This is a genomic window from Stenotrophomonas sp. YJH_SMC_48-3 (assembly GCF_059369375.1).
This window is the reverse complement of record NZ_JCAFSQ010000009.1, coordinates 1-22,019: the sequence shown is the minus strand read 5'-3', so window position 1 is coordinate 22,019 and position 22,019 is coordinate 1. Positions and strand designations below refer to the sequence as shown.

Sequence of the window (22,019 nt, the reverse complement as noted above, 5' to 3'; positions counted from 1 at the left end):
GCGTCTCCCATCGGGGCTTGCCGCGGTCCCGGGTCGGTCGATACCTCAGTCGCGCCGGGTCTGCAGGTAGTCGAACAGTTCCTGGTTGTTCTGCAGCCCCAGCTTGCGCTTGGCTTCGGCCTTCTGCCGGCTGATGGTCTTCGGGCTGCGCCCACAACGCTTGGCGACTTCGTTCACGTTGAGCCCGGTCGCCAGCAGATCCAGCACTTCCTTCTCGCGTGCCGACAGCGGTGCCGGTTCGCGCGGGAACAGCAGGTCGCGGGCCTGCAGGTGATGGCGCAGCTGCTGGGAGACGAATACGTGCCCGGCCAGTGCGGCGTTCAGCGCCTGGGGCAGCTCGGCGAAATCGGCGCACTTGTCGACCAGGCCACTGATGCCCTCCCGCAGCAGGCCGTCCAGCAGGCCGGGATGGCGGGCGCCGGTGAGCACCACCACCGGCAGGCCAGGGCGACGCATGCGCAGCGCGTCGATCAGCTCCGGACCGTCCGGGCCGGCACCCGGCATCGACAGGTCGGTCAGGACTGCATCGCAGTCGTGGCGGTCCACCAGGTCCAGCAGCTGGGCGCCGTCACGCGCACTGCCGACGATGTCCATCAGGTAGGTCTGCAGCACGATGGCGATGCCATGCAGGACCACGGGATGGTCGTCGGCAATGATGATGCGTGGACGCACGCGGTTCCTCGAAGATCGAACAGGCCACGGCGGGCGGCAGCCAATGCCTGATTCTGCAAAAGCGCAGGCCCCTGGAGGTATAGGAAAGGTCCGAAACCGATACCGGGTGAATGCCGGGTCAATGCAGGCGGGCTCCATCTGCTGATAGCCGCCCGCTATGTGCACCGGGCACCGGGACATTACCGACCTTCGGGTAAGCTAGCGCCCTCGTTTGCACAGGAATTCCAGGTGGCTGACTCCCCCAACGCTTCTCCCGCGCCGGCCCGCGCGCTGGAAGGTCAGAAACTGCTGTTGTGCGTCGGAGGCGGGATCGCGGCCTACAAGGCCCTGGAACTGGTGCGGCGCCTGCGCGACGCCGGTGCCCAGGTGCAGGTGGCGATGACTGCCGGTGCCCAGCAGTTCGTCACTCCGCTCAGCTTCCAGGCGCTGTCCGGGCAGCCGACCCGCACCACGCTGTGGGACAGCGCCGCCGAACAGGCCATGGGCCATATCGAACTGGCGCGCTGGGCCGATCGCATCGTGGTCGCCCCAGGTACCGCCGATCTGCTCGCGCGGCTGGCCCAGGGCCACGCCGATGACCTGGTCAGCACGCTGTGCCTGGCCAGCACCGCGCCGCTGACGATCTGCCCGGCGATGAACCACCGCATGTGGCTGCATCCGGCCACCCAGGCCAACATCGCCCTGCTGCGCCAGCGCGGCGCGCAGGTGATCGGCCCGGTCGACGGTCCGCTGGCCGAAGGCGAATCCGGTCCGGGTCGTCTGGCCGAGCCCGGCGACATCGTCGCCGCGCTGGCGGCCAATGGCAGTGCTGCAGCGGCGGTTGCCGCACCGGAAACCCACGCGCTGCAGGGCCTGCGCCTGCTGATCAGCGCTGGCCCGACCTATGAAGACATCGATCCGGTGCGCTACGTCGGCAACCGCAGCAGCGGCAAGATGGGCTTTGCCTTGGCTGCGGCCGCCGCGACGATGGGCGCCCAGGTGGTGCTGGTCAGCGGCCCGGTGCAGCTGCCGACGCCTCCCGGCGTGCAGCGTGTGGACGTGCGCTCGGCCGCGCAGATGCGTGATGCCGTGCTGAAGTCGTTGCCGGCCGACATCTATATCGGTGCCGCTGCGGTGTCCGACTACACACCGCGCCAGGTTGCACCGCAGAAGCTGAAGAAGACCGCCGAGAGCCAGTCGCTGGTGATCGAGCTGGTGCGCACGCCGGACATCCTGGCCGAAGTTGCCGCGCAGACGCAGTCGCTGAAGCTGGTGGTCGGCTTTGCCGCCGAAACCCACGACGTGGAGAAGTATGCGCGTGGCAAGCTGGTCGACAAGCGCCTTGACCTGGTGATCGCCAACCAGGTCGGCATCAGCGGCGGTGGTTTCGAGAGCGACAACAATGCCGCCACTGCCTTCTGGCAGGACGGTGAACAGGTATTCCCGGCCACCTCCAAGCGCGAGCTGGCCGAACAACTGCTGGCGCTGATCGCGCGGAGACTCCAGGCATGACCCAGGCTTTCACTTCCCAACCCCTGCAGGTCAAGCTGCTCGATCCGCGCTTTGGCGACAGCTGGCCGCTGCCGGCCTACGCCACCGAAGCCAGCGCCGGCATGGACCTGCGCGCGGCGCTGGATACCGCGCTGACCCTGCAGCCGGGCGACACCGCGCTGGTGCCCAGTGGCCTGGCCATCCACATCGCCGACCCGCACCTGTGCGCGGTGATCCTGCCGCGTTCGGGGCTCGGCCACCGCCACGGCATCGTGCTCGGCAATGGCACCGGCCTGATCGACGCCGACTACCAGGGACCGCTGCTGATCAGCGTCTGGAACCGCGGCCGCGAGGCATTCACCATCGAGCCGGGTGATCGCATCGCGCAGCTGGTGGTGGTGCCGATTGCCCGCGTCAGCCTGCAGGTGGTGGATACTTTCACCGACAGCGTGCGCGGAACGGGTGGATTCGGCCATACCGGGGTGCGTTGACAGGGGACATCGATGAGCGGCATCGGGGAAGGACAGCGGGGACGGTCGTTGGGACGCAGTGCACCACTACTGGGGGTGCTGCTGGTCCTGCTGGCCGGCTGGTTCGGATGGAGCGCGGTGCAGCAATGGCGCCAGGAGGCCAACGGCCAGGCGCTGGAAGCTGCGCGCGACCAGGCTGTGCAGGGCCTGCAGGAGGCCGCCGCCGGCCAGCTGAAGCAGCTGCAGCAGCAGCTGAAGAACGAGCGCGTGCAGCAGGCGCTGCAGGCCGGCGATGCCGCTGCGGCGGCACTCGCGGTCCGCGAGAGCTGGACCGGCGTCGAGCATGCTGAAGTGCTGACCGCCGATCTGGCCAATGCCTACGCCGACCCGGCCACGTTCGGCTATGCCCGCCTGGCGTTGCTGGAAGGAGCGCTTGCCGAGGCCGGCCCCAGCCTGCGCGTGGTCCGCGATGGGGGTGGCAATCGTCTTGGCCTGGCGGCACCGGTGCCGCTGGGCAGCCTGGGCCCGGCAGTGCTCTACGTGCGCCAGCCATTGCTGCGCCTGACCTCGCCGCTGGACCAGGTGAGTGCGCCATCGGCCGGTTTCCTTGGCCTGCGCCAGGGCGCGCATGACCTCGTCGCCCTGGGCGATGCCAGCCTGGCCGAAAGTGCCGAAGTCCTGGCGCGGCCGATCCCGGGTACCCCGTTGCGGCTGGTGGCCGCGGTACCCAATATCGAACCCGGTCCGCTGGGCCTGGGTTCGCTGGTCAGCGCCATCGTTGCGCTGCTGCTGGCGTTCATCGCCGTACTGCTGGTGGTGGGTCGCGGCCGCCTGCCGAAGACGCTGCCGCTGCCGCGGCGTGCGGCCGTGGCGGAAGCGGATCATGGCCCGACCCTGAGCGAGAGCCTGCAGATGGCGCCGCCGCCGGTGGCCGGGGCCAGCACCACTGAAAGTGCACCGCCGCCCCCGCCGCCGGTTCCGGCCGAGGAACTGGCGGCCGGTATCTTCCGCGCCTACGACATCCGCGGCGTGGTGGGCAGCCAACTGACGCCGAAGACCGCCGCGCTGATCGGCCAGGCCATCGGTACCGTGGCACTGGAGCAGGGCCTGCGCGAGGTGGTGATCGGTCGCGATGGCCGCCTGTCCGGCCCGGAACTGGCCGCAGGATTGGCCGAGGGCCTGCGCCGCGCCGGTTGTGCGGTGATCGACATCGGCCTGGCGCCGACTCCGGTGGTGTACTACGCCGCCTTCCACCTGCGTACCGGCACCTGCGTGGCGGTGACCGGCAGTCATAACCCGCCCGAGTACAACGGTTTCAAGGTGGTCATCGGCGGCGAGACGCTGTCCGGCGATGCCATCACCGATCTCTACGCGCGCATCGTCGAGGGCCGCCTGGTACAGGCTGCGGAGCCGGGCGATTACCAGCAGCGCGATGTCAGTGCCGACTACATCCAGCGCATCGCCGACGACGTGCAGCTGGACCGTCCGCTGAAGGTCGTGGTCGATGCCGGCAACGGCGTGGCCGGCGCACTGGCACCGCAACTGCTGGAAGCCATCGGTGCTGAAGTCATTCCGCTGTACTGCGATGTCGACGGTACCTTCCCCAACCATCATCCCGACCCGAGCGAACCGGCCAACCTGGAAGACCTGGTGCAGACGGTCAAGCGCTTCGGGGCCGACCTCGGCGTCGCCTTCGATGGCGATGGCGACCGGTTGGGCGTGGTCAGTGCTGACGGCAAAATCATCTATGCCGACCGCCTGCTGATGCTGTTCGCCGCCGACGTGCTGATGCGCAACCCCGGCGCGATGGTGATCTACGACGTGAAGTGCACCGGCAAGCTGTCCGACCACGTGCTGCGCAATGGTGGCAGCCCGCTGATGTGGAAGACCGGGCATTCGCTGATGAAGGCGAAGATGCGCGAGACCGATGCCGAACTGGCTGGCGAGATGAGCGGCCACTTCTTCTTCAAGGAGCGCTGGTTCGGTTTCGACGATGGCCTGTATGCGGCGGCGCGCCTGCTGGAGATCCTGGCCCAGCGCGAGGAGACCCCGGACGAGGTACTGGGCGAGCTGCCGGAGATGGTGGCCACGCCGGAGCTGAAGGTGCCGGTGGCCGACGGCACGCCGCATGCGCTGGTGGCAATGCTGGTGGCGGCGGCGCAGTCGCCGGACAACCCGTATGTCGGCGGCCGACTGTCGACCATCGACGGCCTGCGCGTGGACTTCCCCGATGGCTGGGGCCTGGTGCGGGCCTCCAACACCACGCCGGTGCTGGTGCTGCGCTTCGAGGGCAACGACGAGGCCGCACTGGAACGCATCCAGGCGCTGTTCCGCAGCCAGCTGCAGCCGGTGCTGGGCGACACCCCGCTGGGGTTCTGAGGTGGGGCCGGGCGGCGCCCGGCACCCGCCGAATCAACGTCAACGTCAAAGGCCGGCTATCCGTAGGATGCGGGGTGGGTCCGGTTACGGGGGACTCTGCAAGTACGTCCATGTAAGCTCGGTCGCCGCATCCATGCGGCTCACGCCCCCGCAACCGGACCCACCCCGCCTTCGACAGATTCCCGCGATCTGTCCGAACCGCATGAACTGCTCTTGGTAGGTGTCGACCTTGGTCGACACAGCAGAGATCCACGCCATGCGTGGATGCTCTTCCGCATTTGCTTTGGTAGGTGCCGACCGTTGGTCGGCACACCCTCACCCCTTGAACCGCAATCCCACGCCCGGCTCGGTGAACAGGTAGCGCGAATCCAGCGCTGAATCACCCAGCTTGTGCCGCAATTTGCCGACCAGGATGCGCAGGTAATGGGTGTCGTGCTGGTGGGTCGGCCCCCAGATCTCCTGCAGGATCTGCGGCTGGGTCACCACGCGCCCGGCATTGCGCAGCAGCAGCGACAGCAGCGCGTATTCCTTGCGGGTCAGCGCCACCGGTTCACCATCGAGTGCCACTTCACGGCGCACCAGGTCCACATGCAGATGGCCGTCGTCGAACACCGGCGGGGTGCCGTCGCTGGGCACGCTGCGCGTGCGCAGCAGCGCCCGTACCCGCGCCATCAGCTCTTGGGTACCGAAGGGTTTGGTCACGTAGTCGTTGGCGCCGTTGTCCAGCGCCCGCACCTTCTCGGTTTCGCCGGCGCGAACGGTCAGCATGATCACCGGCACCTGGCTCCATTGCCGCAGCTGCTCCAGCACCTCGTGGCCTTCCATGTCCGGCAGGCCGATGTCCAGGATCACCAGGTCCATGTCTTCGCTGGCGGCCATCTCCAGGCCTTCCTGGCCGGTCGCGGCCTGCCGTACCTGGTAGCCCTGCGCGCGCAGGCTGATATCCAGGAACCGGCGGATCTGGGTTTCATCATCGATCACCAGCACGCGCGCGGCCGGCGCGCTGGCTTCAATCGGGGTCGGGCTCATCGTGGGAGGCTGGCTTGAGCAGGGGCAGGGTGATGCGGATCAGGGTACCGCGACCGTCGCGTCCGGGCAGCGCCTGCACGCTGCCGCCATGCGCACCGATCATGCCCTGGCAGATGGTCAGGCCCAGGCCGGTGCCGTGGCGGCCGCGGTCGCCGCGCTCGACGCTGTAGAACATGTCGAAGATGCGCGCGCGTTCGTCGTCGGGAATGCCGGGGCCGGCATCGATCACGTCGATGCGCAGCTGGCCGTCCAGTTCGCGCGCCTGCACCTGCACGGCGGCATCGGGCGGCGAGAACTTGGCCGCGTTCTCCATCACGTTGAACACCGCCTGCTCGACCAGCGCCGGGTGCACCCAGATCGGCGCCAGCGTGGCCGGGATGTCCAGTTCCAGCCGCACCTTCGGCTGGTAGCGCTGCAGGCGCCGCGCCGCCGAGCCGATCAGTTCGTCCACGCCGATCCAGTCGCGGTTGATTTTCAGCCCTTCGTGGCCGAGGCGGGTCATGTCCAGCAGGTTCTGGATGTAGCGATCCAGCCGTTCGCCTTCTATCAGTATGGTGTCCAGCAGAGCACGGCGATCGGCCGTATCCATCGCCGCGCCATAGCTGGCCAGGCTGTCGGCCGAACCGATCATCGCCGCCAGCGGCGAGCGCAGGTCGTGCGACACCGAAGAGAGCAGGGCCGAGCGCAGCCGCTCGGTTTCGTTGCTGACATGCGCCTGCTCCAGTTCGGCCACCAGCCGCGTGCGCAATGCGGCCTGCGCGATGTCATCCACCATCGCCTCGGCCAGCTGCCGTTGTTCGGGCAGCAGGCGCGCCTGCGCGCCGGGCAGGTACAGGCCAGCCACGCCGATGGCGCGGTCTTCGCCATCCAGCAGCGGCAGGAACCACCACTGCGCACCGGCCAGGGTGTCGGTGAAGCGGCCGCTGGGCTGGCCGTGGCGCAGGGCCCAGTCGGCGGCGGCCAGATCGGTATCGCCCGGCTGCGAACGGCCACCGGTTGCGGTATCGGCGCCGATCCGCAGCCACGCAGGTACGTCCATGGCCTGTTCCAGTGCGTGCCGACCCGCCTGTGCCACCTCGCCATTGCCGGCCGCACTGGCCAGCTGCCGCCCCAGCTGCTGGCGCGCACGCGCATGCCGGTTGGCCGCACGCAGCGCGATGACCTGCATGCGCAGGCGCGAGGCCAGGCGCCCGGCCACCAGTGCCGCGGCCAGGAACAGGAACACGGTGATCACACCCTGGCGTGCACCGATGGCGAAGGTGAAGCGGGGCGCGATGAACAGGAAGTTGTAGGCGAGGAAGCACAGGATCGCCGCCATCACCGCCACGCTGGCGCGCGTGCGTGCGGCCACCAGCACCACCGCCACGATGAACACCATCGACAGGTCGGCCATGCCCACCCAGTGTTCGGCCAGCCACGCCACCGCACAGGCCAATGCGGTCGCGATCAGGGCTTGTGCAGGCTCGTAGCTGATGCCGCGCATCGGCGGCAGCAGGCTCTCGCGGCGCGAGCGTGCGCGTGCCTGCGGCGTGCTGATGATGGTGATCTCGTAGTGCGCGCCGCGCTGGATCAGCTGCTGGGTCAGGGTGCGGTTGAACATCCGCGCCAGCGGCCGTTCGCGGGTCCGGCCCAGCACCAGGGTCGATACGCCATTGTGCGCGGCATGGTCGAGCAGGGCATCGGCGATGCTCGATCCGTGCAGCAGTTCGGCGTCGCCGCCCAGGCGCCGTGCCAGCGCGAAGGCCGCATCGATCTCGCGCCGGGTCGCCTCGTCCTGGCGTCGCCCTTGCACGGTCACCACCGTCCACGGTGCGTCGCGCCGCTCGGCGATGCGCCTCGCCACGCGCACCAGGTATTCACTCTGGCCGCCGCCATCAATGGCCACCAGCACGCCGCGACGCAGCGGCAGGTTGCTCTCGCCGCGTGCGGCGCGTGCTTCGCGCAGGCTGCTGTCGACGCGGTCGGCAGCTTCCTGCATGGCCAGTTCGCGCAGCGCGGTCAGGTTGGCCGGCGAGAAGAATGCCTGCAGTGCCTGCGCGGCCTGTTCGGGCACATAGACCTTGCCCTGCTGCAGGCGCGCGATCAGTTCGCGCGGCGGCAGATCGACCAGCACGATGTCGTGCAGCCGATCGAGCACGCCATCCGGCACGGTCTCGCTGACGCGCACGCCGGTGATCCGCATCACCACGTCGTTGAGACTTTCCAGATGCTGGATGTTGACCGTGGTCCAGACGTCGATGCCGGCGTCCAGCAGCTCCATCACATCCTGCCAGCGGCGCTCATGGCGGCTGCCCGGTGCATTGCGGTGGGCCAGTTCATCCACCAGCACCAGCGCCGGATGCCGTGCCAGCACGGCATCCAGGTCCATCTCCTGCAGGGTGTGGCCGTGGTAGGCCACTTCCTTCAGCGGCAGCTGCGGCAGGCCCTCCAGCAGGGCCTGGGTGTCGGCGCGGCCATGGGTTTCCACCAGCCCCACCACCAGGTCCACGCCGCGGCGCAGCTGTTCCTGCGCGCGGGTCAGCATGGCGTAGGTCTTGCCCACGCCCGGCGCCGCGCCGAGGAACACGGTCAGCTTGCCGCCGGCTTCGCGTTGCAGGCCTTCGACCAGGGCATCGGCCTGGCGGGTACGCGCATCAGTCATGGGTGCCATTGTGCGCGCAGCCGGTGCAGGCCGGCATCACGGTGCCTTGGCCGCATGGTCCAGCGCGAAGTTCAACGTCACCACGTTCACCCGTGGCTGCCCGAACAGGCCCCACTGGCGCCCTTCGGTATGCGCCTGCACCAGTGCCTGCACGCGCTCCACCGGCAGGCCACGGGCACGCGCCACGCGCGCCACCTGCAGCTGCGCGGCGGCCGGCGACAGCTGCGGATCCAGTCCGCCGGCGGACTGGGTGACCAGGTCCGCTGGCACCTGCGCCGGGGCGACACCTTCGCGCGCGGCAACCGCAGCCGTGCTGGCGGCAACACGTTCGGCCAACGCCGGGTTGCTGCGCGCCAGGTTGGAACCGGCCGCGGCCATCGGATCGTAGTTGGCCGCTGACGGACGCGCCTGGAAGTAGCCGTCACCGGTGAACGGCTGCGACAGCCATGCCGAGCCGCGCACCTGGCCGCTGCCATCGCGCAGCAGGCTGCCTTCGGCCTGGGTCGGGTAGGCCAGCCCGGCAAAGCCGGTGGCGATGCCGGCGTAGACCGCGCCGGCCAGCAGCAGGGTGGCCAGACCCAGGCCGATCGCCGGGCGCCAGCAGGCGCCATCCTGCAGGCTGGCCACGCGGGCCTCGGCTTTCGCTTCGCGGGGCAGGGAGGTGGAGGTGGAAACAGAACGGTTCATGCGCCGAATACCAGGACAAGAAGGAGGTCGATCAGCTTGATTGCGGCGAACGGCAGCAGCACGCCGCCGAGGCCGTACACCAGCATGTTCCGGCGCAGCAGCGCCGTTGCGGTGGCCGGGCGGAAGCGCACGCCACGCAGGGCGAGCGGGATCAGCGCGGGAATCACCAGGGCGTTGAAGATCAGCGCCGCCAGCACCGCGTTGCGCGGGCTCGACAGCTGCATCACGTTCAGTGCGGCCATGGTCGGAACGGCCGCGGCGAACAGCGCCGGCAGGATCGCGAAGTACTTGGACACGTCGTTGGCCAGCGAGAAGGTGGTCAGCGCGCCGCGGGTGATCAGCTGCTGCTTGCCCACTTCCACGACCGCCAGCAGCTTGGCCGGGTCTGAATCGAGGTCGACCATGTTGCCGGCCTCCTTCGCCGCCTGCGTGCCGGAGTTCATCGCCAGGCCGATGTCGGCCTGGGCCAGCGCGGGAGCATCGTTGGTGCCATCGCCCACCATCGCCACCAGGCGGCCACCGGCCTGTTCCTGGCGGATGCGTGCCAGCTTGTCTTCCGGACGGGCCTCGGCGATGTAGTCGTCGACGCCGGCCTCGGCAGCGATCGCGGCGGCGGTCATCGGGTTGTCGCCGGTGATCATCACCGTGCGGATGCCCATCGCTCGCAGCTGCGCGAACTTCTCGCGCATGCCGTGCTTGACCACGTCCGACAGCTCGATCACGCCCAGCACGTGGCGACCCTCGGCCACCACCAGCGGGGTGGCGCCATTGCGCGCGACCTGCTCGACGCGCCCGGCCAGTTCAGCCGGCACGTTGCCGCCCAGCGCCTGCACGTGGGCACGGATCGCATCGGCGGCGCCCTTGCGGATCTGCCGCCCATGTTCCAGATCCACGCCGGACATGCGGGTCTGGGCACTGAAGGCCAGGTAGTCGGCATGGTCCGGCTCGGCGGTGGCGCAGCCCTGTTCGCGCGCCAGGCGCACGATCGACTTGCCTTCCGGGGTCGGGTCGGCCAGCGAGGACAGCAGTGCCGCCTCGCGCAGCTGGCTGGCATCGATGCCGGCCAGCGGATGGAAGTGGCTGGCCTGGCGGTCGCCGTAGGTGATGGTGCCGGTCTTGTCCAGCAGCAGCACGTCGACGTCGCCGGCCACTTCCACCGCCTTGCCCGACTTGGCCAGTACGTTCGCGGCCAGCGCACGGTTCATGCCGGCGATGCCGATGGCCGGCAGCAGGCCGCCAATGGTGGTCGGGATCAGGCACACCAGCAGCGCGATCAGCAGCAGCGGATCGACCTTGACGCCGACGGCTGCACCAATGGCCGGCAACGTGGCCACCACCACCAGGAAGGTCAGCGTCATCGCCGCCAGCAGCAGGGTCAGCGCGATCTCGTTCGGCGTCTTCTGCCGGTTGGCACCCTCCACCAGGGCAATCATCCGGTCCAGGAAGCTGTGGCCCGGCTCGGCGGTCACCCGCACGATGATCTGGTCGGACAGCACCTTGGTGCCGCCGATCACGCCGGAACGGTCGGTACCGGCCTCGCGCAGCACCGGCGCGGACTCGCCGGTCACCGCCGCCTCGTTGATGGTGGCCAGGCCCTGCACGATCTCGCCATCGGCCGGCACCAGCTCACCGGCACTGACGATCACATGGTCGCCCGGGCGCAGCTCGGCGGCAGGTACCTGGGTTTCCGCAGCCCCCGGCTGCGGTGCGGCCAGGCGGCGCGCCACCAGGTCCTGGCGCGCGCGGCGCAGCGATGCGGCCTGGCCACGGCCACGTGCTTCGGCCACCGCTTCGGCGAAGTTGCCGAACAGCACGGTCACCAGCAGGATCGCGGTCACTGCCAGGCCAAAGCCCAGCGGCGCATTGCCGGTCAGGGTGACGATCGCGGCAACGATCGTACCGGCCATCACCACCGCCATTACCGGGCTGCGCACCAGGTGCATCGGCGACAGCTTGCGCACCGCCTCGATCAACGCACGGCGCAGGCCGGCGCCATCAAGCAGCGCAGGGCGCGGGGCAAGGGAACTACGGGTGGAACTTGCGTGGGTACTCATCGGGGTGTCCTCAGTGCAGTCCCAGGCTGAGGTGGTCGGCGATCGGGCCGAGTACCAGCGCCGGCATGAACTGCAGCACGGTCAGGATGACGATCACCGAGACCAGGGTCAGGGCGAAGGTCGGGGTTTCGATCTGCAGGCTGCCGGCAGACTCCGGCGCCTGGCGCTTGGCGGCCAGCTGTGCGGCCACCACCAGCGGGATGATCAGCAGCGGGAAGCGGCCCAGCAGCAGCACCAGCGAGCAGCTCAGGTTCCACCACAGCGTGGCGTCGCCCAGCCCCTCGAAGCCCGAGCCGTTGTTGGCGTAGGCCGAGACGTACTCGTAGAACACCTGGCTGATGCCATGGAAGCCAGGGTTGGAGGTACCGGCCAGCCCGGGCACGGCCAGGGTGATCGCGGTGAACACCAGCAGGGTGATCGGCTGCAGCAACACCAGCAGGGCCAGCAGGCGTACCTGTGGCGTTTCCAGCTTGCGGCCGAACAGTTCCGGCGTACGCCCGGTCATCAACCCGGCCAGGAACACGCCCAGCAGCAGGTACACGATGAACTGCTGCAGGCCACAGCCGATGCCACCCCAGATCGCGCTGACCAGCATGTTGACCATCGCGATGCCGCCACTCAGCGGCGCCAGCGAGTCATGCATGCCGTTGACCGAGCCGTTGGAAACCTGGGTGGTCACCGCGGCCCACAGCGCCGTGCCGTCGGCGCCGAAGCGCACCTCTTTGCCTTCCATCAGCAGCGGCGTGGCGGCGCTGGCACTGTGCCCTTCACTCCACATCATCGCGCCGGTGGACAGCAGCGACATGCCCAGCATGCAGCTGAACACCAGGGCGCCGAACCGGCGCCGGCCAGTGAACGCACCGATCATGAAGATCACCGCCATCGGCACCAGCAGGATGCCGACGATCTCCAGCGCGTTCGACAGCGGGGTGGGGTTCTCCAGCGGGAAGCTGCTGTTCGGGCCGTACCAGCCGCCACCGTTGGCGCCAAGCTGCTTTGCCGCGACCATCGCTGCCACCGGGCCCAGCGGCAGTTTCTGCTGGGCCATGCCGGCGCTGGCATCGATCGGCGTGGCCTGCGGGCCACCGGCCATCGTCGATGGCACGCCCTGGCTGGTCAGCAGCAGGGTCCACACCAGGCACAGCGGCAACAGGAAGCGCACGCACAGGCGCACCACGTCCACGTAGTAGTTGCCCACCGCCACCTGGCGGTCATCGCCGCTACCGGTGGCGGCCGCAGCCTGCGGCGCACGCGAGAACAGCGCGCGCAGTGTCGCTACCGCCAGCGCCAGGCCCATCATCGGCGTCACCACCTGCAGGCCGGTGATGCCGGTCATCTGCGAGAGGTAGGACAGCTGCGCCTGGCCCGAATAGTGCTGCTGGTTGGTGTTGGTGAGGAACGAGATCATCGTGTGCAGCGCGGTGTCCCAGCGCATGTTCGGGATCTGGTCCGGATTCAGCGGCAGCCAGGCCTGGGTCATGAACACCGCCTGGGTCAGTACCGCGACCACCACGTTGCTCAGCACGAAGGCCAGCACGTAGCCGCGCCAGGACATCGAGCGCGATGGATCGACGCCGAACACCCTGTACAGCGGCTTCTCGATCCAGTGGAACAGCACGTCCACCTTCATCGGCGTGCCACGCATCACGCGGGCCAGGTACAGGCCCAGCGGCCACGCCAGCAGCAGGCTGGCGGCAATAATCACAAGCATCTCAGTCATGGCCGGCTCCGCTCAGAACGACTCGGGCCGCAGCACGACATAAAGAAGATAGGCGGCGGCGACCAGCACCAGCACGCCACACAACAACGACAGCCAGGGGGACATTGCAGTAGCGTCCTGGTGGAACCCCTCCACCTCAGGCCGCCATCGTCGTCCTGCCGCCCATAAACGCACTACGCGCCGGACCGGGCCGACGCGTAAAGAGTGCATAAATTTCGTGGGCCAGGCCGTAACCAGGCGCCGACTACTGTAGAGCCGAGCCCATGCTCGGCTGCTCTTTCCCAAGGTCACGCGGAGCCGAGCATGGGCTCGGCTCTACAAGCGAATCACGGGGCCTGGCTCGCCGGCGCCACGCCCTTCAGCTCGCGATAGCGCTGCAGGGTGCTTTCAATTTCGGCCTTCAACGCCTGCTGCTGCTGCAGGAACCCGGCCTGCAGGCGTTGCTGCGCCTGCAGCTGCACATGCCGCTGGCGGATCGCCTCGGCCTGCTTGTCGGCCACCTTGCCACCGGCCAGTTCGCGGTCACCGGCGGCCGACAGCAGCGCCACCAGCGATTCGCGCAGGCTGGTGACGTTGTACTCGGCTGTCTTCAGGTTGTTGTCCAGCACTTCCTGGCGTTCGGCGAACACCCGGCGCAGGTCGTCCTCGCTGCCATAGGTGGTCAGCATCGCCTGCTCGGTGCGCTGGCGGGTCTGCGCAGCCATCAGGTCCAGCTGCTGCTGCGCGGCCACCGTGCTGGCGGCGGCACGCTCTTCGTCGGTCAACGCGCGCTGGACCTGCGCATTGCGCAGGCCGCTCTTCGCGTTGAACTCTTCGCGGGCGTGATTGACCGCATCGGCCGGCAGCGAATCACTGCAGATCCGCTCCTTGCCCTCGTTCCAGCAGTACAGCTTCTTCTCCACCTTGTCGCCACCCCGCGACTGCGCCGGCAGCGTGAACGGCATGGCCAGCAGCAGGCCGGCAAGGAGAACAGCAGGAACTCGGGACATGACCTTTCCCCTGGTCGGTCAGCGGATCGAACGAACGCCGTACTGGGCCCGGTAGGCTTCCAGCGGCTGACGGTAACCCACAAGTTCCGGGTTGCCGGAGGCGAAATCAAGCAGATCGGCCAGCGATGCCACGGCAATCACCGGAATGCCGGCCTCTTCGGCCACCGACTGCGCCGCCGAACGGCGATCGGTTTCCGAAGCGATCTCCTGGCGGTCAAGCGCCACCACGATGCCGGCCGGGGTGCCACCGGCGGCGCGGATGATGCCCAGCGCTTCGCGGATCGCGGTACCGGCGGTGATCACGTCATCGACGATCAGCACGCGCTTGCCATTCATGTCCGCGCCGATCAGCTGGCCGCCTTCGCCATGGTCCTTGGCTTCCTTGCGGTTGAACGACAGCGGCAGGTCACGGCCACGCTGGGCCAGCTCGCAGGCCATCGCGGTGGCCAGCGGAATGCCCTTGTAGGCCGGGCCGAACACCACGTCGTACTTGATCCCGCTGGCATCGATGGCATCGGCGTAGCAGGCGCCGAGCTGCGACAGCAGCGAGCCGGAGTCGAAACGACCGGCATTGAAGAAATAGGGGCTCAGCCGGCCGGACTTGAGGGTGAACTGGCCGAAGCGCAGGGCATCGGCGGTCAGGGCCAGCTGCAGGAAACGGTGGCGGTGGTCGCTCATCAAAACTCGATTCATCTTCATTTGGAGCACAAATCCTAATCCAGCTGGGCGTTTCGCGCTCGTCCGGACCCGTGTGAAGGGCGTCGCGGCCCGGCCGGGCAGACTGCGCAGCCCCGTGGGCAACCGGTATGCTTGCCCGGTTTCCTGTCGTAGGTCCCTTGCATGCGCATCATCAGTTTCAACGCCAATGGCATCCGTTCCGCCGCGACCAAGGGCTTCCTCGACTGGTTCCGTGCCCAGGACGCCGACGTCCTGTGCATCCAGGAGACCAAGGCCCAGGAAGACCAGCTGACCGACCCGATGTTCCGTCCGGACGGGCACCACTGCTTCTATCGCGATGCCATCACCAAGAAGGGCTACAGCGGCGTGGCGATCTACAGCAAGCGCGAACCGGACCAGGTCATCACCTCGCTGGGCTGGGCCCCGTTCGACGACGAAGGCCGCTATATCGAGGCACGCTACGGCAACCTCAGCGTGGTCTCCTTCTACATCCCGTCCGGCAGCTCGGGCGACCTGCGCCAGGGCTTCAAGTTCGAAGTGATGGAATGGCTGCGGCCGATCCTGGAGGAGTGGGCGCGCAGCGGCCGCGACTACGTGCTGTGCGGCGACTGGAACATCGTGCGTTCGGCGCTGGACATCAAGAACTGGAAGTCCAACCAGAAGAATTCCGGCTGCCTGCCGGAGGAGCGCGACTGGCTCAACGCCCTGTGCGCCGACCATGGCCAGGCCACCGATGTCGCCGCCGGCCGTGGCTGGGCCGATGCCTACCGCCTGCTCAACCCCACCGGCGAGGATTACACCTGGTGGAGCAACCGCGGCGCCGCCCGTGCCAACAACGTCGGTTGGCGTATCGACTACCAGTTCATCACCCCGGGCCTGCGCGACAAACTGCGTAGCTGTTCGATCTACCGCGACGAGCGCTTCTCCGACCACGCCCCGTTCACCGTGGACTACGACCTGTGACCGAGGCCGCCAAGCCGCGCCGACCGTGGCAGCAGGTGTTGTCCAACCTGAGCCAGCGCAAGGTGCTGGCGATGCTGCTGCTCGGTTTCAGTTCGGGCCTGCCCATCTATCTGGTGGGCAACACGCTCGGCTTCTGGATGCGCAAGGAAGGCATCGAGCTGAGCACGATCGGTTTCCTGTCATGGGTCGGGTTGGCCTACACCATGAAGTTCCTGTGGGCGCCGATCGTCGACAAGACCGACGTGCCTCTGTTCGGTCGTTTCGGCCGCCGCCGCGGCTGGATGCTGCTGTCGCAGCTGGTCGTGGTGGTGGGGCTGGTCGGCATGGCACTGGTCCAGCCCAAGGGCGGCCAGATCCAGTTCCTGGGTGTCGACTGGCAGCACATCGTCGTATTCGGCGTGATGGCCGTGATCGTGGCGTTTGCTTCGGCCACCCAGGACATCGTCATCGATGCCTGGCGCATCGAAAGCGCTGACAACAGCGAGCAGCTCGGCCTGCTGACCTCATCCTCGGCGCTGGGCTACCGCACTGCCTTGCTGGTCACCGATGCGCTGATCCTGATCATCGCGGCCCGTGTCGGCTGGCAGGTCTCCTACGAGATCATGGCCGTGCTGATGGCGCTTGGCGTGGTGGCCGTGCTCATGGCCCGCGAGCCCGCGCGGGAAGTGGCTGCCGTGCAGGCACAGGCGACCTCGCTGTGGACGCCACGCGGTCTGTTCGACGCCGTGGCCGGGCCGTTCATCGCCTTCGTCCGCGAACACCGCAGCGGCGCGATCCTGATCCTGGTGGCCATCAGCATCTATCGCATGGCCGACTTCGTCATGGGGCCGATGGCCAACCCCTTCTATGTCGATCTCGGCCTGGACGAGGACACCGTGGGCGCCGTGCGTGGCTCGGTGGGCCTGGTCGCGACCTTCGTCGGCATTGCTGCGGCGGGCCTGGTTTCGGTGCGCTGGGGCGTGCTGGCGGCGCTGATGGTGGGCGCCGTGCTGGGGCCGGCCTCCAACCTGGCGTTTGCCTGGCTGGCCTATTCCGGCCCGGACACAACCCATTTCGCCGTGGCCATGGCCATCGACAACTTCGCCAGCGGTTTCGCCGGTACGGCGCTGATCGCCTATATGTCCAGCCTGACCAGCATCGGATACACGGCAACCCAGTACGCGCTGCTGAGCTCGTTCTACGCGATGCCCGGCAAGGCGCTCAAGGGGCTCTCGGGGTGGTCGGTACAGGCGCTCGCACAAGGCCGGACGCTGCTGGAAGGCTACGCGCTGTTCTTCGTCGGTACCGCGCTGGTGGCGATCCCGGTGGTGATCCTGTGCGCCCTGCTGATCCTGCAGCAGCGTCGTCGCCAGGCCGCCAGCTCGACCTGATTGCCTGCCCGTCCGGTCTGCGGGATCATCGCCCCGACGCGCCGAGGGGGCGGTGCCTTGCGAACGGGGAAGCGAGCATGGCCGACGTTGTGCTGCGGGACCTGGACCCGCTGCTGCTGGAACGCATCAAACGCGTCGCGGTCGCCCGCGGCTGGACTCACGAACAGACCTGCGCCGCCTTGCTGGAGCAGGGCCTGTTCAGCAGTGAACTGGAGGTCCGCTCCGGCTTCGGCGATCCCGAAGTGGACGCACTCTCCGACGCCATCGCCGCCCTGCAGGCCCTGCCGGCAGGGCAGGGCTTCGATTAGCGGCCGCGCCGCAATGCTGTAGAGCCGAGCCCACGCGCGGCTGCCCGGTAGATCCACGCCATGCGTGGATGGCGCCAGCTCACGCCAGGTGGATCGCCCCCAGGATCCGCGGCCCCTTGGCCCCGGTCACGCTCGGCAGGTTGCCGGCCAGTCCCTCCATGGTCCGCTGCGCCAGCCACGCAAAACCCATCGCCTCCACGTATTCCGGGTCCAGCCCGTGTACCGCGCTGGACTCCACCTGCACTCCCGGCAGCCGCGCCGCCAGGCGCGTCATCAGCTGCCGGTTGCGTACCCCGCCGCCACAGACCAGCAGGCGCCGGGTCTGCGGCTGCTGCGTCAGCAGCGCATCGGCCACGGTTGCCACGGTCAGCTCCAGCAGGGTGGCCTGCACATCGGCGGCGGCGTACTGGCCTTCCCCCATGTGCGCCTCGGCCCAGGCCAGGTGGAACTGCTCGCGCCCGGTGCTCTTCGGCGGCGGCAGCGCGAACCACGGGTCCGAACGCCAGCCGGCAAGCAGGCCCTCGTCCACCGCGCCGCTGGCGGCGTAGGCGCCGTCGGCATCAAAGGTGCGGCCGGTATGGCGCTGGCACCAGGCATCCATCAACGCGTTGGCCGGGCCGGTATCGAAGCCACGCACCGCACCTTCGCGCGGGATCAGGGTCAGGTTGGCGATGCCGCCCAGGTTGAGCACCGCGCGGTCCTCATCGGCGGTGCCCAGCATGCCCAGGTGAAAGGCCGGCATCAGCGGTGCGCCATGGCCACCGGCTGCCAGGTCGCGGCGGCGGAAGTCGGACACCGTGGTGATTCCGGTCAGCTCGGCGATGCGGTTGCCGTCGCCCAGCTGCACGGTGAACGCCGGATCGGCCAGCGGGCGGTGGCGCACGGTCTGGCCGTGCGAGCCGATCGCGCGCACCTGGCTGCGGTCCACGCCGGCTTCGGCCAGCAGCTGGTTGGCCGACTCGGCGAAGTTGATCGCGATGCGCGCATCCAGCTCGCCGAGCTCCTCCAGCGAGTCCAGCGGGCCGCCTTCACCCAGCGCCACCAGCCGCGCACGCAGCACCGGCTCCCAGCGGGCGGTCAACCCGTGCACGAAGCGGCAGCCACCGTCGGCGGGAAACTGCACCAGCGCGGCATCGATGCCGTCGGCGCTGGTGCCCGACATCAGGCCAAGGTACAGGGGAGCGTCAGCGTCGGCAGGTGTGTTCATGGCAGGCATAAAAAAAGGACGCGGCAAGCTTGTGCTGCCGCGTCCTTCTTCGTCAACGAAGGGGCTCAGCCGCGCTTGCGGCCGGTTGCCTGCTTGTCCTTGGCGCTGGCAACCTCGGTGGCGGCCTCGTCGCGGCTGGTCGGTGCCGGGCTGGCATCGGCGTAGATCAGCTTCTCCATGCCCTGGATGCGGGCCATCGCCGGCGCGGTCTGCGCGCGGAAGGCGACCAGCTCGGCGCCCTTCAGCGGCTCCGGCGGCGGCATGGTCACGGTCAGCGGGTTGCGGTGCTCGCCGTTGACGCGGAATTCGTAGTGCAGGTGCGGGCCGGTGGCCAGGCCGGTCGAGCCGACGTAGCCGATCACCGTGCCCTGGGCCACGCGCTGGCCGGTCTTGATGTTCGCAAAGCGCGACATGTGCCCGTACAGGGTGGTATGGCCGCGGCCGTGATCGAGGATCACCACGTTGCCATAGCCGCGCTGCACGCCGGCGAACTGCACGCGGGCGTCGCCGGCGGCCATGATCGGGGTGCCGGTGCGCGCGGCGTAGTCCACCCCCTTGTGCATGCGCATCTTGCCCAGCACCGGGTGCTTGCGCGCGCCGAAGGTCGAGCTCAGCCGCGCGAACGGAATCGGCATGCGGATGAAGCTCTTCTTCAACGAACGGCCGTTGATGTCGTAGTACTCGGCCTTGCCGTTGCGGTCGAAACGGAAGCCGGAATAGGTCTTGCCGCCGGTGGTGAAGGTCGCCGCCAGGATCTTGCTGGTGTCCACCTTCTCGCCTTCGCGCCAGGTTTCATCCATCACCACGCTGAAGCGGTCGCCCGGCTGCAGGTCCTTGGAGAAGTCGATGTCGTACTTGAAGATCTCGTCGGTCATCGTCGCGATCGCCGAGGGCGACAGCCCGGCCCGCCGGGCCGCGGCATACAGCGAACTGGTGATCTCGCCGCTGGTGACCACGGTGCGCGTGGAGGTCTCGCGTCGGGTCACCTTCTCCTTGATGTCATCGCCAACCAGGCTCAGTTCCACCCGGTTGTCGGCATCGCGGTCGAAACGGATGCTGCGCAGGTCGCCGGACAGCGGCATGTCGAAGGCTATCTCGGCACCGGGGCGCAGCTTGGTCAGCGCCTCGCGCGCCCCCGGGTGGTCCAGTACCCGGTGCAGGGTGGTGGCCGGAATGCCGGCCTTGTCGAACAGGTCGCTCAGGGTCTGGCCACGCTGCACGCGCAGCACCTGCCAGCTGTCGCCCGGCACCTGCTGCTGGCGGGCCATGGTCAGCGGCGGCAACGGCAGTGCCAGGCTGGTATGGCTGTCGGCAAAGGGGGCGTCGATGGTGTGCGAGAAGCCCGGCACGATCGTCGCCACCAGGGCGCCGATGGTGGCAAACAGGCTGGCATGCACCCAGTGGCGGCGGGTCCAGCGCTCATTGAAGGCCGCGGGAAGGTGTTGCCTGAGCTTCCGATGCAGGGCGTTGTCGTGCAGGACGTGGAGGCGTTCCTGGAAGCGCTGCTTGCGTGCGCGCCCTTGTTCGGAGTTGTGCATCGGCGGTTCTTTCCTTGCAGCCCGGGAGCGCGGGCCTGATCGCCGGTTACCATAGACACCTGATAAAAGCGCGTCAAACCCTTGTGCCCATTGGCTTTTGTGAAGCCAATCGGGTTAACTTTGCTTTAACACCCCACAGAAGAATCGGCGTTGCCGGGAGTAGTCACGTGTCCTCGATTGAAGAAGCCCTTGCCCTGATCGGCCGCGGTGCCGACGAGATCCTCAAGCTCGAGGATCTGCGTGCGCGCCTGCAGGAAGGCCGCCCGCTACGGATCAAGGCCGGCTTCGACCCCACCGCCCCCGACCTGCACCTGGGCCATACGGTGCTGCTGAACAAGATGCGCCAGTTCCAGGACCTCGGCCACCAGGTCATTTTCCTGATCGGCGACTTCACCGGCATGATCGGCGACCCTTCCGGCAAGAGCCTGACCCGCAAGCCGCTCAGCCGCGACGATGTGCTGGCCAACGCCCGCACCTACGAGGAGCAGGTCTTCAAGGTGCTGGACCGCAGCCGTACCGAAGTCCGCTTCAACTCGGAGTGGTTCGGCAAGATGGGCGCGGCCGACATGATCCGTCTGGCCGGCCAGCACACCGTGGCGCGCATGCTCGAGCGCGACGATTTCGCCAAGCGCTATGCCGCCCAGCAGTCCATCGCCATCCATGAGTTCCTGTACCCGCTGGTGCAGGGCTACGACTCGGTGGCCCTGGAGGCCGACGTCGAACTCGGCGGCACCGACCAGAAGTTCAACCTGCTGATGGGCCGTGGCCTGCAGGAACACCACGGCCAGAAGCCGCAGGTGGTGCTGACCATGCCGCTGCTGGAAGGCCTGGACGGCGTCAACAAGATGTCCAAGTCGCTGGGCAACTACATTGGCATCAGCGAGCCGGCCATCGACATCGTCACCAAGACAATGAAGGTGGACGACACCCTGATGTGGCGCTGGATCGAGCTGCTGTCCTTCGACATCGGCCAGGCCGAGGCCGTGCAGCTGCGCGAGCAGGTGGCCAATGGCGGCCTGAACCCGCGCGTGGTCAAGCTGCGCCTGGCGCGTGAACTGGCCACCCGCTTCCATGACGCCGCGGCGGCCGAACAGGCGATCGCCGGTTGGGAAGCGGCGGTGACCGGGCAGGGCGACATCACCCAGCTGCCGCTGCAGGAGGTGGCGATTCCGGCCGAGGGCCTGCGCATCGCCGCGTTGCTGACCGCGGCCGGCCTGACTCCGAGCAACTCCGAAGCGAACCGCAAGCTCAAGGAGCGTGCGGTGAAGGTGGATGGCGAAGTGGTCGAAGACGGCCAGCAGGTGCTGCAGCCGGGCTTCGAAGGCCTGCTGCAGGTAGGCAAGCGCACCTTCGCCCGCGTACGCCTGATCGCTGCCTGACATCAAGGAAGGGCCGGCGCCAGCCGGCCCTTCCTTATGCTCTTGTAGAGCCAAGCCCACGCTCGGCTGCTCTTCACGGGGTCCTACCGCAGCGCGGCGCATGAACAGATGCAACATCCGGTGAAAAAAATCGCCACACCCCCTTCACAAATGATGGGAATGGGGACATACTTCTCCTCCACCGTCGCAGGGGTCGCCACCAAGGGGCTTCAGCGACGCCAGGGCGCCCACCACCGCCGAACGAGATGATCGAACGAAGGTGTTGACGGACTGAAAAAGTCTGGCATAATGGGCGGCTCGCTACGAAGGAAACTTCGCGGCACACGGGAACGGCGCTGAGGCCACTTCCCCGGATCTTTGAAAGTATGCGCAGGTATCTTGTGAAGGCGCCTGCAGGAAGGATGATTGTCCATCTTGCAGACGTTTGATCAAGCAACTATTAATTGTTTTAAAGCAAGCGATACG

The 22,019-nt window shown here is 68.1% G+C and carries 18 protein-coding genes; 7 read left to right on the top strand and 11 right to left on the bottom strand.

Annotated features, from left to right (window positions below; all coding sequences use genetic code 11):
• Positions 1-45: 45 nt before the first annotated feature.
• A complete protein-coding gene (locus AC5P65_RS14630) occupies positions 46-672 on the bottom strand; it encodes a response regulator (RefSeq protein WP_019661790.1) in 627 nt (208 codons plus the stop codon).
• 228 nt (positions 673-900) lie between these two features.
• On the opposite strand from AC5P65_RS14630, the gene coaBC reads away from it, so the two are divergent.
• Genes coaBC through AC5P65_RS14615 form a run of 3 tightly spaced genes read left to right on the top strand, consistent with a single transcriptional unit; the run spans position 901 to position 4,991 of the window.
• A complete protein-coding gene (gene coaBC / locus AC5P65_RS14625; RefSeq protein ID WP_111097663.1) occupies positions 901-2,163 on the top strand; it encodes a bifunctional phosphopantothenoylcysteine decarboxylase/phosphopantothenate--cysteine ligase CoaBC in 1,263 nt (420 codons plus the stop codon).
• The gene (gene dut / locus AC5P65_RS14620; RefSeq protein WP_005411999.1) at positions 2,160-2,633 is read left to right on the top strand and encodes a dUTP diphosphatase; all 474 of its coding nucleotides are present in this window, start codon (positions 2,160-2,162) and stop codon (positions 2,631-2,633) included. The genes coaBC and dut overlap by 4 nt, the downstream gene beginning before the upstream one ends.
• A gap of 12 nt (positions 2,634-2,645) precedes the next feature.
• Positions 2,646-4,991: a phosphomannomutase/phosphoglucomutase gene (locus AC5P65_RS14615; RefSeq protein WP_180832809.1), complete on the top strand. Its 2,346-nt coding sequence runs from the start codon at positions 2,646-2,648 to the stop codon at positions 4,989-4,991.
• Between the two features lie 315 nt (positions 4,992-5,306).
• On the opposite strand, the gene AC5P65_RS14610 is transcribed toward AC5P65_RS14615, so the two are convergent.
• The 8 genes from AC5P65_RS14610 to pyrE form a co-directional block, all read right to left on the bottom strand.
• The gene (locus tag AC5P65_RS14610; RefSeq protein ID WP_111097662.1) at positions 5,307-6,020 is read right to left on the bottom strand and encodes a response regulator transcription factor; all 714 of its coding nucleotides are present in this window, start codon (positions 6,018-6,020) and stop codon (positions 5,307-5,309) included.
• Complete coding sequence (locus tag AC5P65_RS14605; RefSeq protein WP_180832808.1) at positions 6,001-8,661, bottom strand: sensor histidine kinase; 2,661 nt, start codon at positions 8,659-8,661, stop codon at positions 6,001-6,003. Before AC5P65_RS14605 ends, AC5P65_RS14610 begins: the two co-directional genes overlap by 20 nt.
• Before the next feature lie 36 nt (positions 8,662-8,697).
• On the bottom strand, positions 8,698-9,348 hold the full coding sequence (gene kdpC, locus AC5P65_RS14600) for a potassium-transporting ATPase subunit KdpC (protein WP_180832807.1): 651 nt from the start codon (positions 9,346-9,348) through the stop codon (positions 8,698-8,700).
• On the bottom strand, positions 9,345-11,402 hold the full coding sequence (gene kdpB / locus AC5P65_RS14595) for a potassium-transporting ATPase subunit KdpB (RefSeq protein WP_111101786.1): 2,058 nt from the start codon (positions 11,400-11,402) through the stop codon (positions 9,345-9,347). The genes kdpC and kdpB overlap by 4 nt, the downstream gene beginning before the upstream one ends.
• Positions 11,403-11,412: 10 nt before the next feature.
• Positions 11,413-13,122, bottom strand: coding sequence for a potassium-transporting ATPase subunit KdpA (gene kdpA / locus AC5P65_RS14590; RefSeq protein ID WP_111101787.1), 1,710 nt, complete (start codon positions 13,120-13,122; stop codon positions 11,413-11,415).
• A 12-nt stretch (positions 13,123-13,134) separates the two neighbouring features.
• Entirely contained in the window at positions 13,135-13,227 is a 93-nt protein-coding gene (locus AC5P65_RS14585; RefSeq protein ID WP_005407770.1) for a potassium-transporting ATPase subunit F, read from the bottom strand.
• Positions 13,228-13,448: 221 nt separating this feature from the next.
• The gene (locus AC5P65_RS14580; protein WP_134735224.1) at positions 13,449-14,111 is read right to left on the bottom strand and encodes a hypothetical protein; all 663 of its coding nucleotides are present in this window, start codon (positions 14,109-14,111) and stop codon (positions 13,449-13,451) included.
• A gap of 18 nt (positions 14,112-14,129) precedes the next feature.
• A complete protein-coding gene (gene pyrE, locus AC5P65_RS14575; RefSeq protein WP_005420471.1) occupies positions 14,130-14,789 on the bottom strand; it encodes an orotate phosphoribosyltransferase in 660 nt (219 codons plus the stop codon).
• A gap of 162 nt (positions 14,790-14,951) precedes the next feature.
• Between pyrE and AC5P65_RS14570 the strand changes: the two genes are divergently transcribed.
• The 3 genes from AC5P65_RS14570 to AC5P65_RS14560 all read left to right on the top strand — a co-directional run bounded on the left by AC5P65_RS14570 (position 14,952) and on the right by AC5P65_RS14560 (position 17,430).
• A complete protein-coding gene (locus AC5P65_RS14570) occupies positions 14,952-15,752 on the top strand; it encodes an exodeoxyribonuclease III (protein ID WP_005420469.1) in 801 nt (266 codons plus the stop codon).
• Positions 15,749-17,122 carry an AmpG family muropeptide MFS transporter gene (locus tag AC5P65_RS14565; protein WP_019661780.1) on the top strand — a complete coding sequence of 458 codons (1,374 nt, stop codon included), beginning with the start codon at positions 15,749-15,751 and terminating at the stop codon, positions 17,120-17,122. Before AC5P65_RS14570 ends, AC5P65_RS14565 begins: the two co-directional genes overlap by 4 nt.
• A 77-nt stretch (positions 17,123-17,199) precedes the next feature.
• Positions 17,200-17,430, top strand: coding sequence for a hypothetical protein (locus AC5P65_RS14560; protein ID WP_005407775.1), 231 nt, complete (start codon positions 17,200-17,202; stop codon positions 17,428-17,430).
• A 79-nt stretch (positions 17,431-17,509) separates the two neighbouring features.
• Here the strand turns inward: AC5P65_RS14560 and AC5P65_RS14555 are convergent, their stop codons facing one another.
• Together AC5P65_RS14555 and AC5P65_RS14550 are read right to left on the bottom strand one after the other, a co-directional pair.
• Complete coding sequence (locus AC5P65_RS14555) at positions 17,510-18,637, bottom strand: anhydro-N-acetylmuramic acid kinase (RefSeq protein ID WP_111101789.1); 1,128 nt, start codon at positions 18,635-18,637, stop codon at positions 17,510-17,512.
• Positions 18,638-18,702: 65 nt separating this feature from the next.
• Positions 18,703-20,175 carry a M23 family metallopeptidase gene (locus AC5P65_RS14550; RefSeq protein ID WP_021203123.1) on the bottom strand — a complete coding sequence of 491 codons (1,473 nt, stop codon included), beginning with the start codon at positions 20,173-20,175 and terminating at the stop codon, positions 18,703-18,705.
• 167 nt (positions 20,176-20,342) lie between these two features.
• Here AC5P65_RS14550 and tyrS point away from each other — a divergent pair, with 167 nt between their 5' ends.
• The gene (gene tyrS / locus AC5P65_RS14545) at positions 20,343-21,554 is read left to right on the top strand and encodes a tyrosine--tRNA ligase (RefSeq protein WP_111097656.1); all 1,212 of its coding nucleotides are present in this window, start codon (positions 20,343-20,345) and stop codon (positions 21,552-21,554) included.
• Positions 21,555-22,019: the final 465 nt, after the last annotated feature.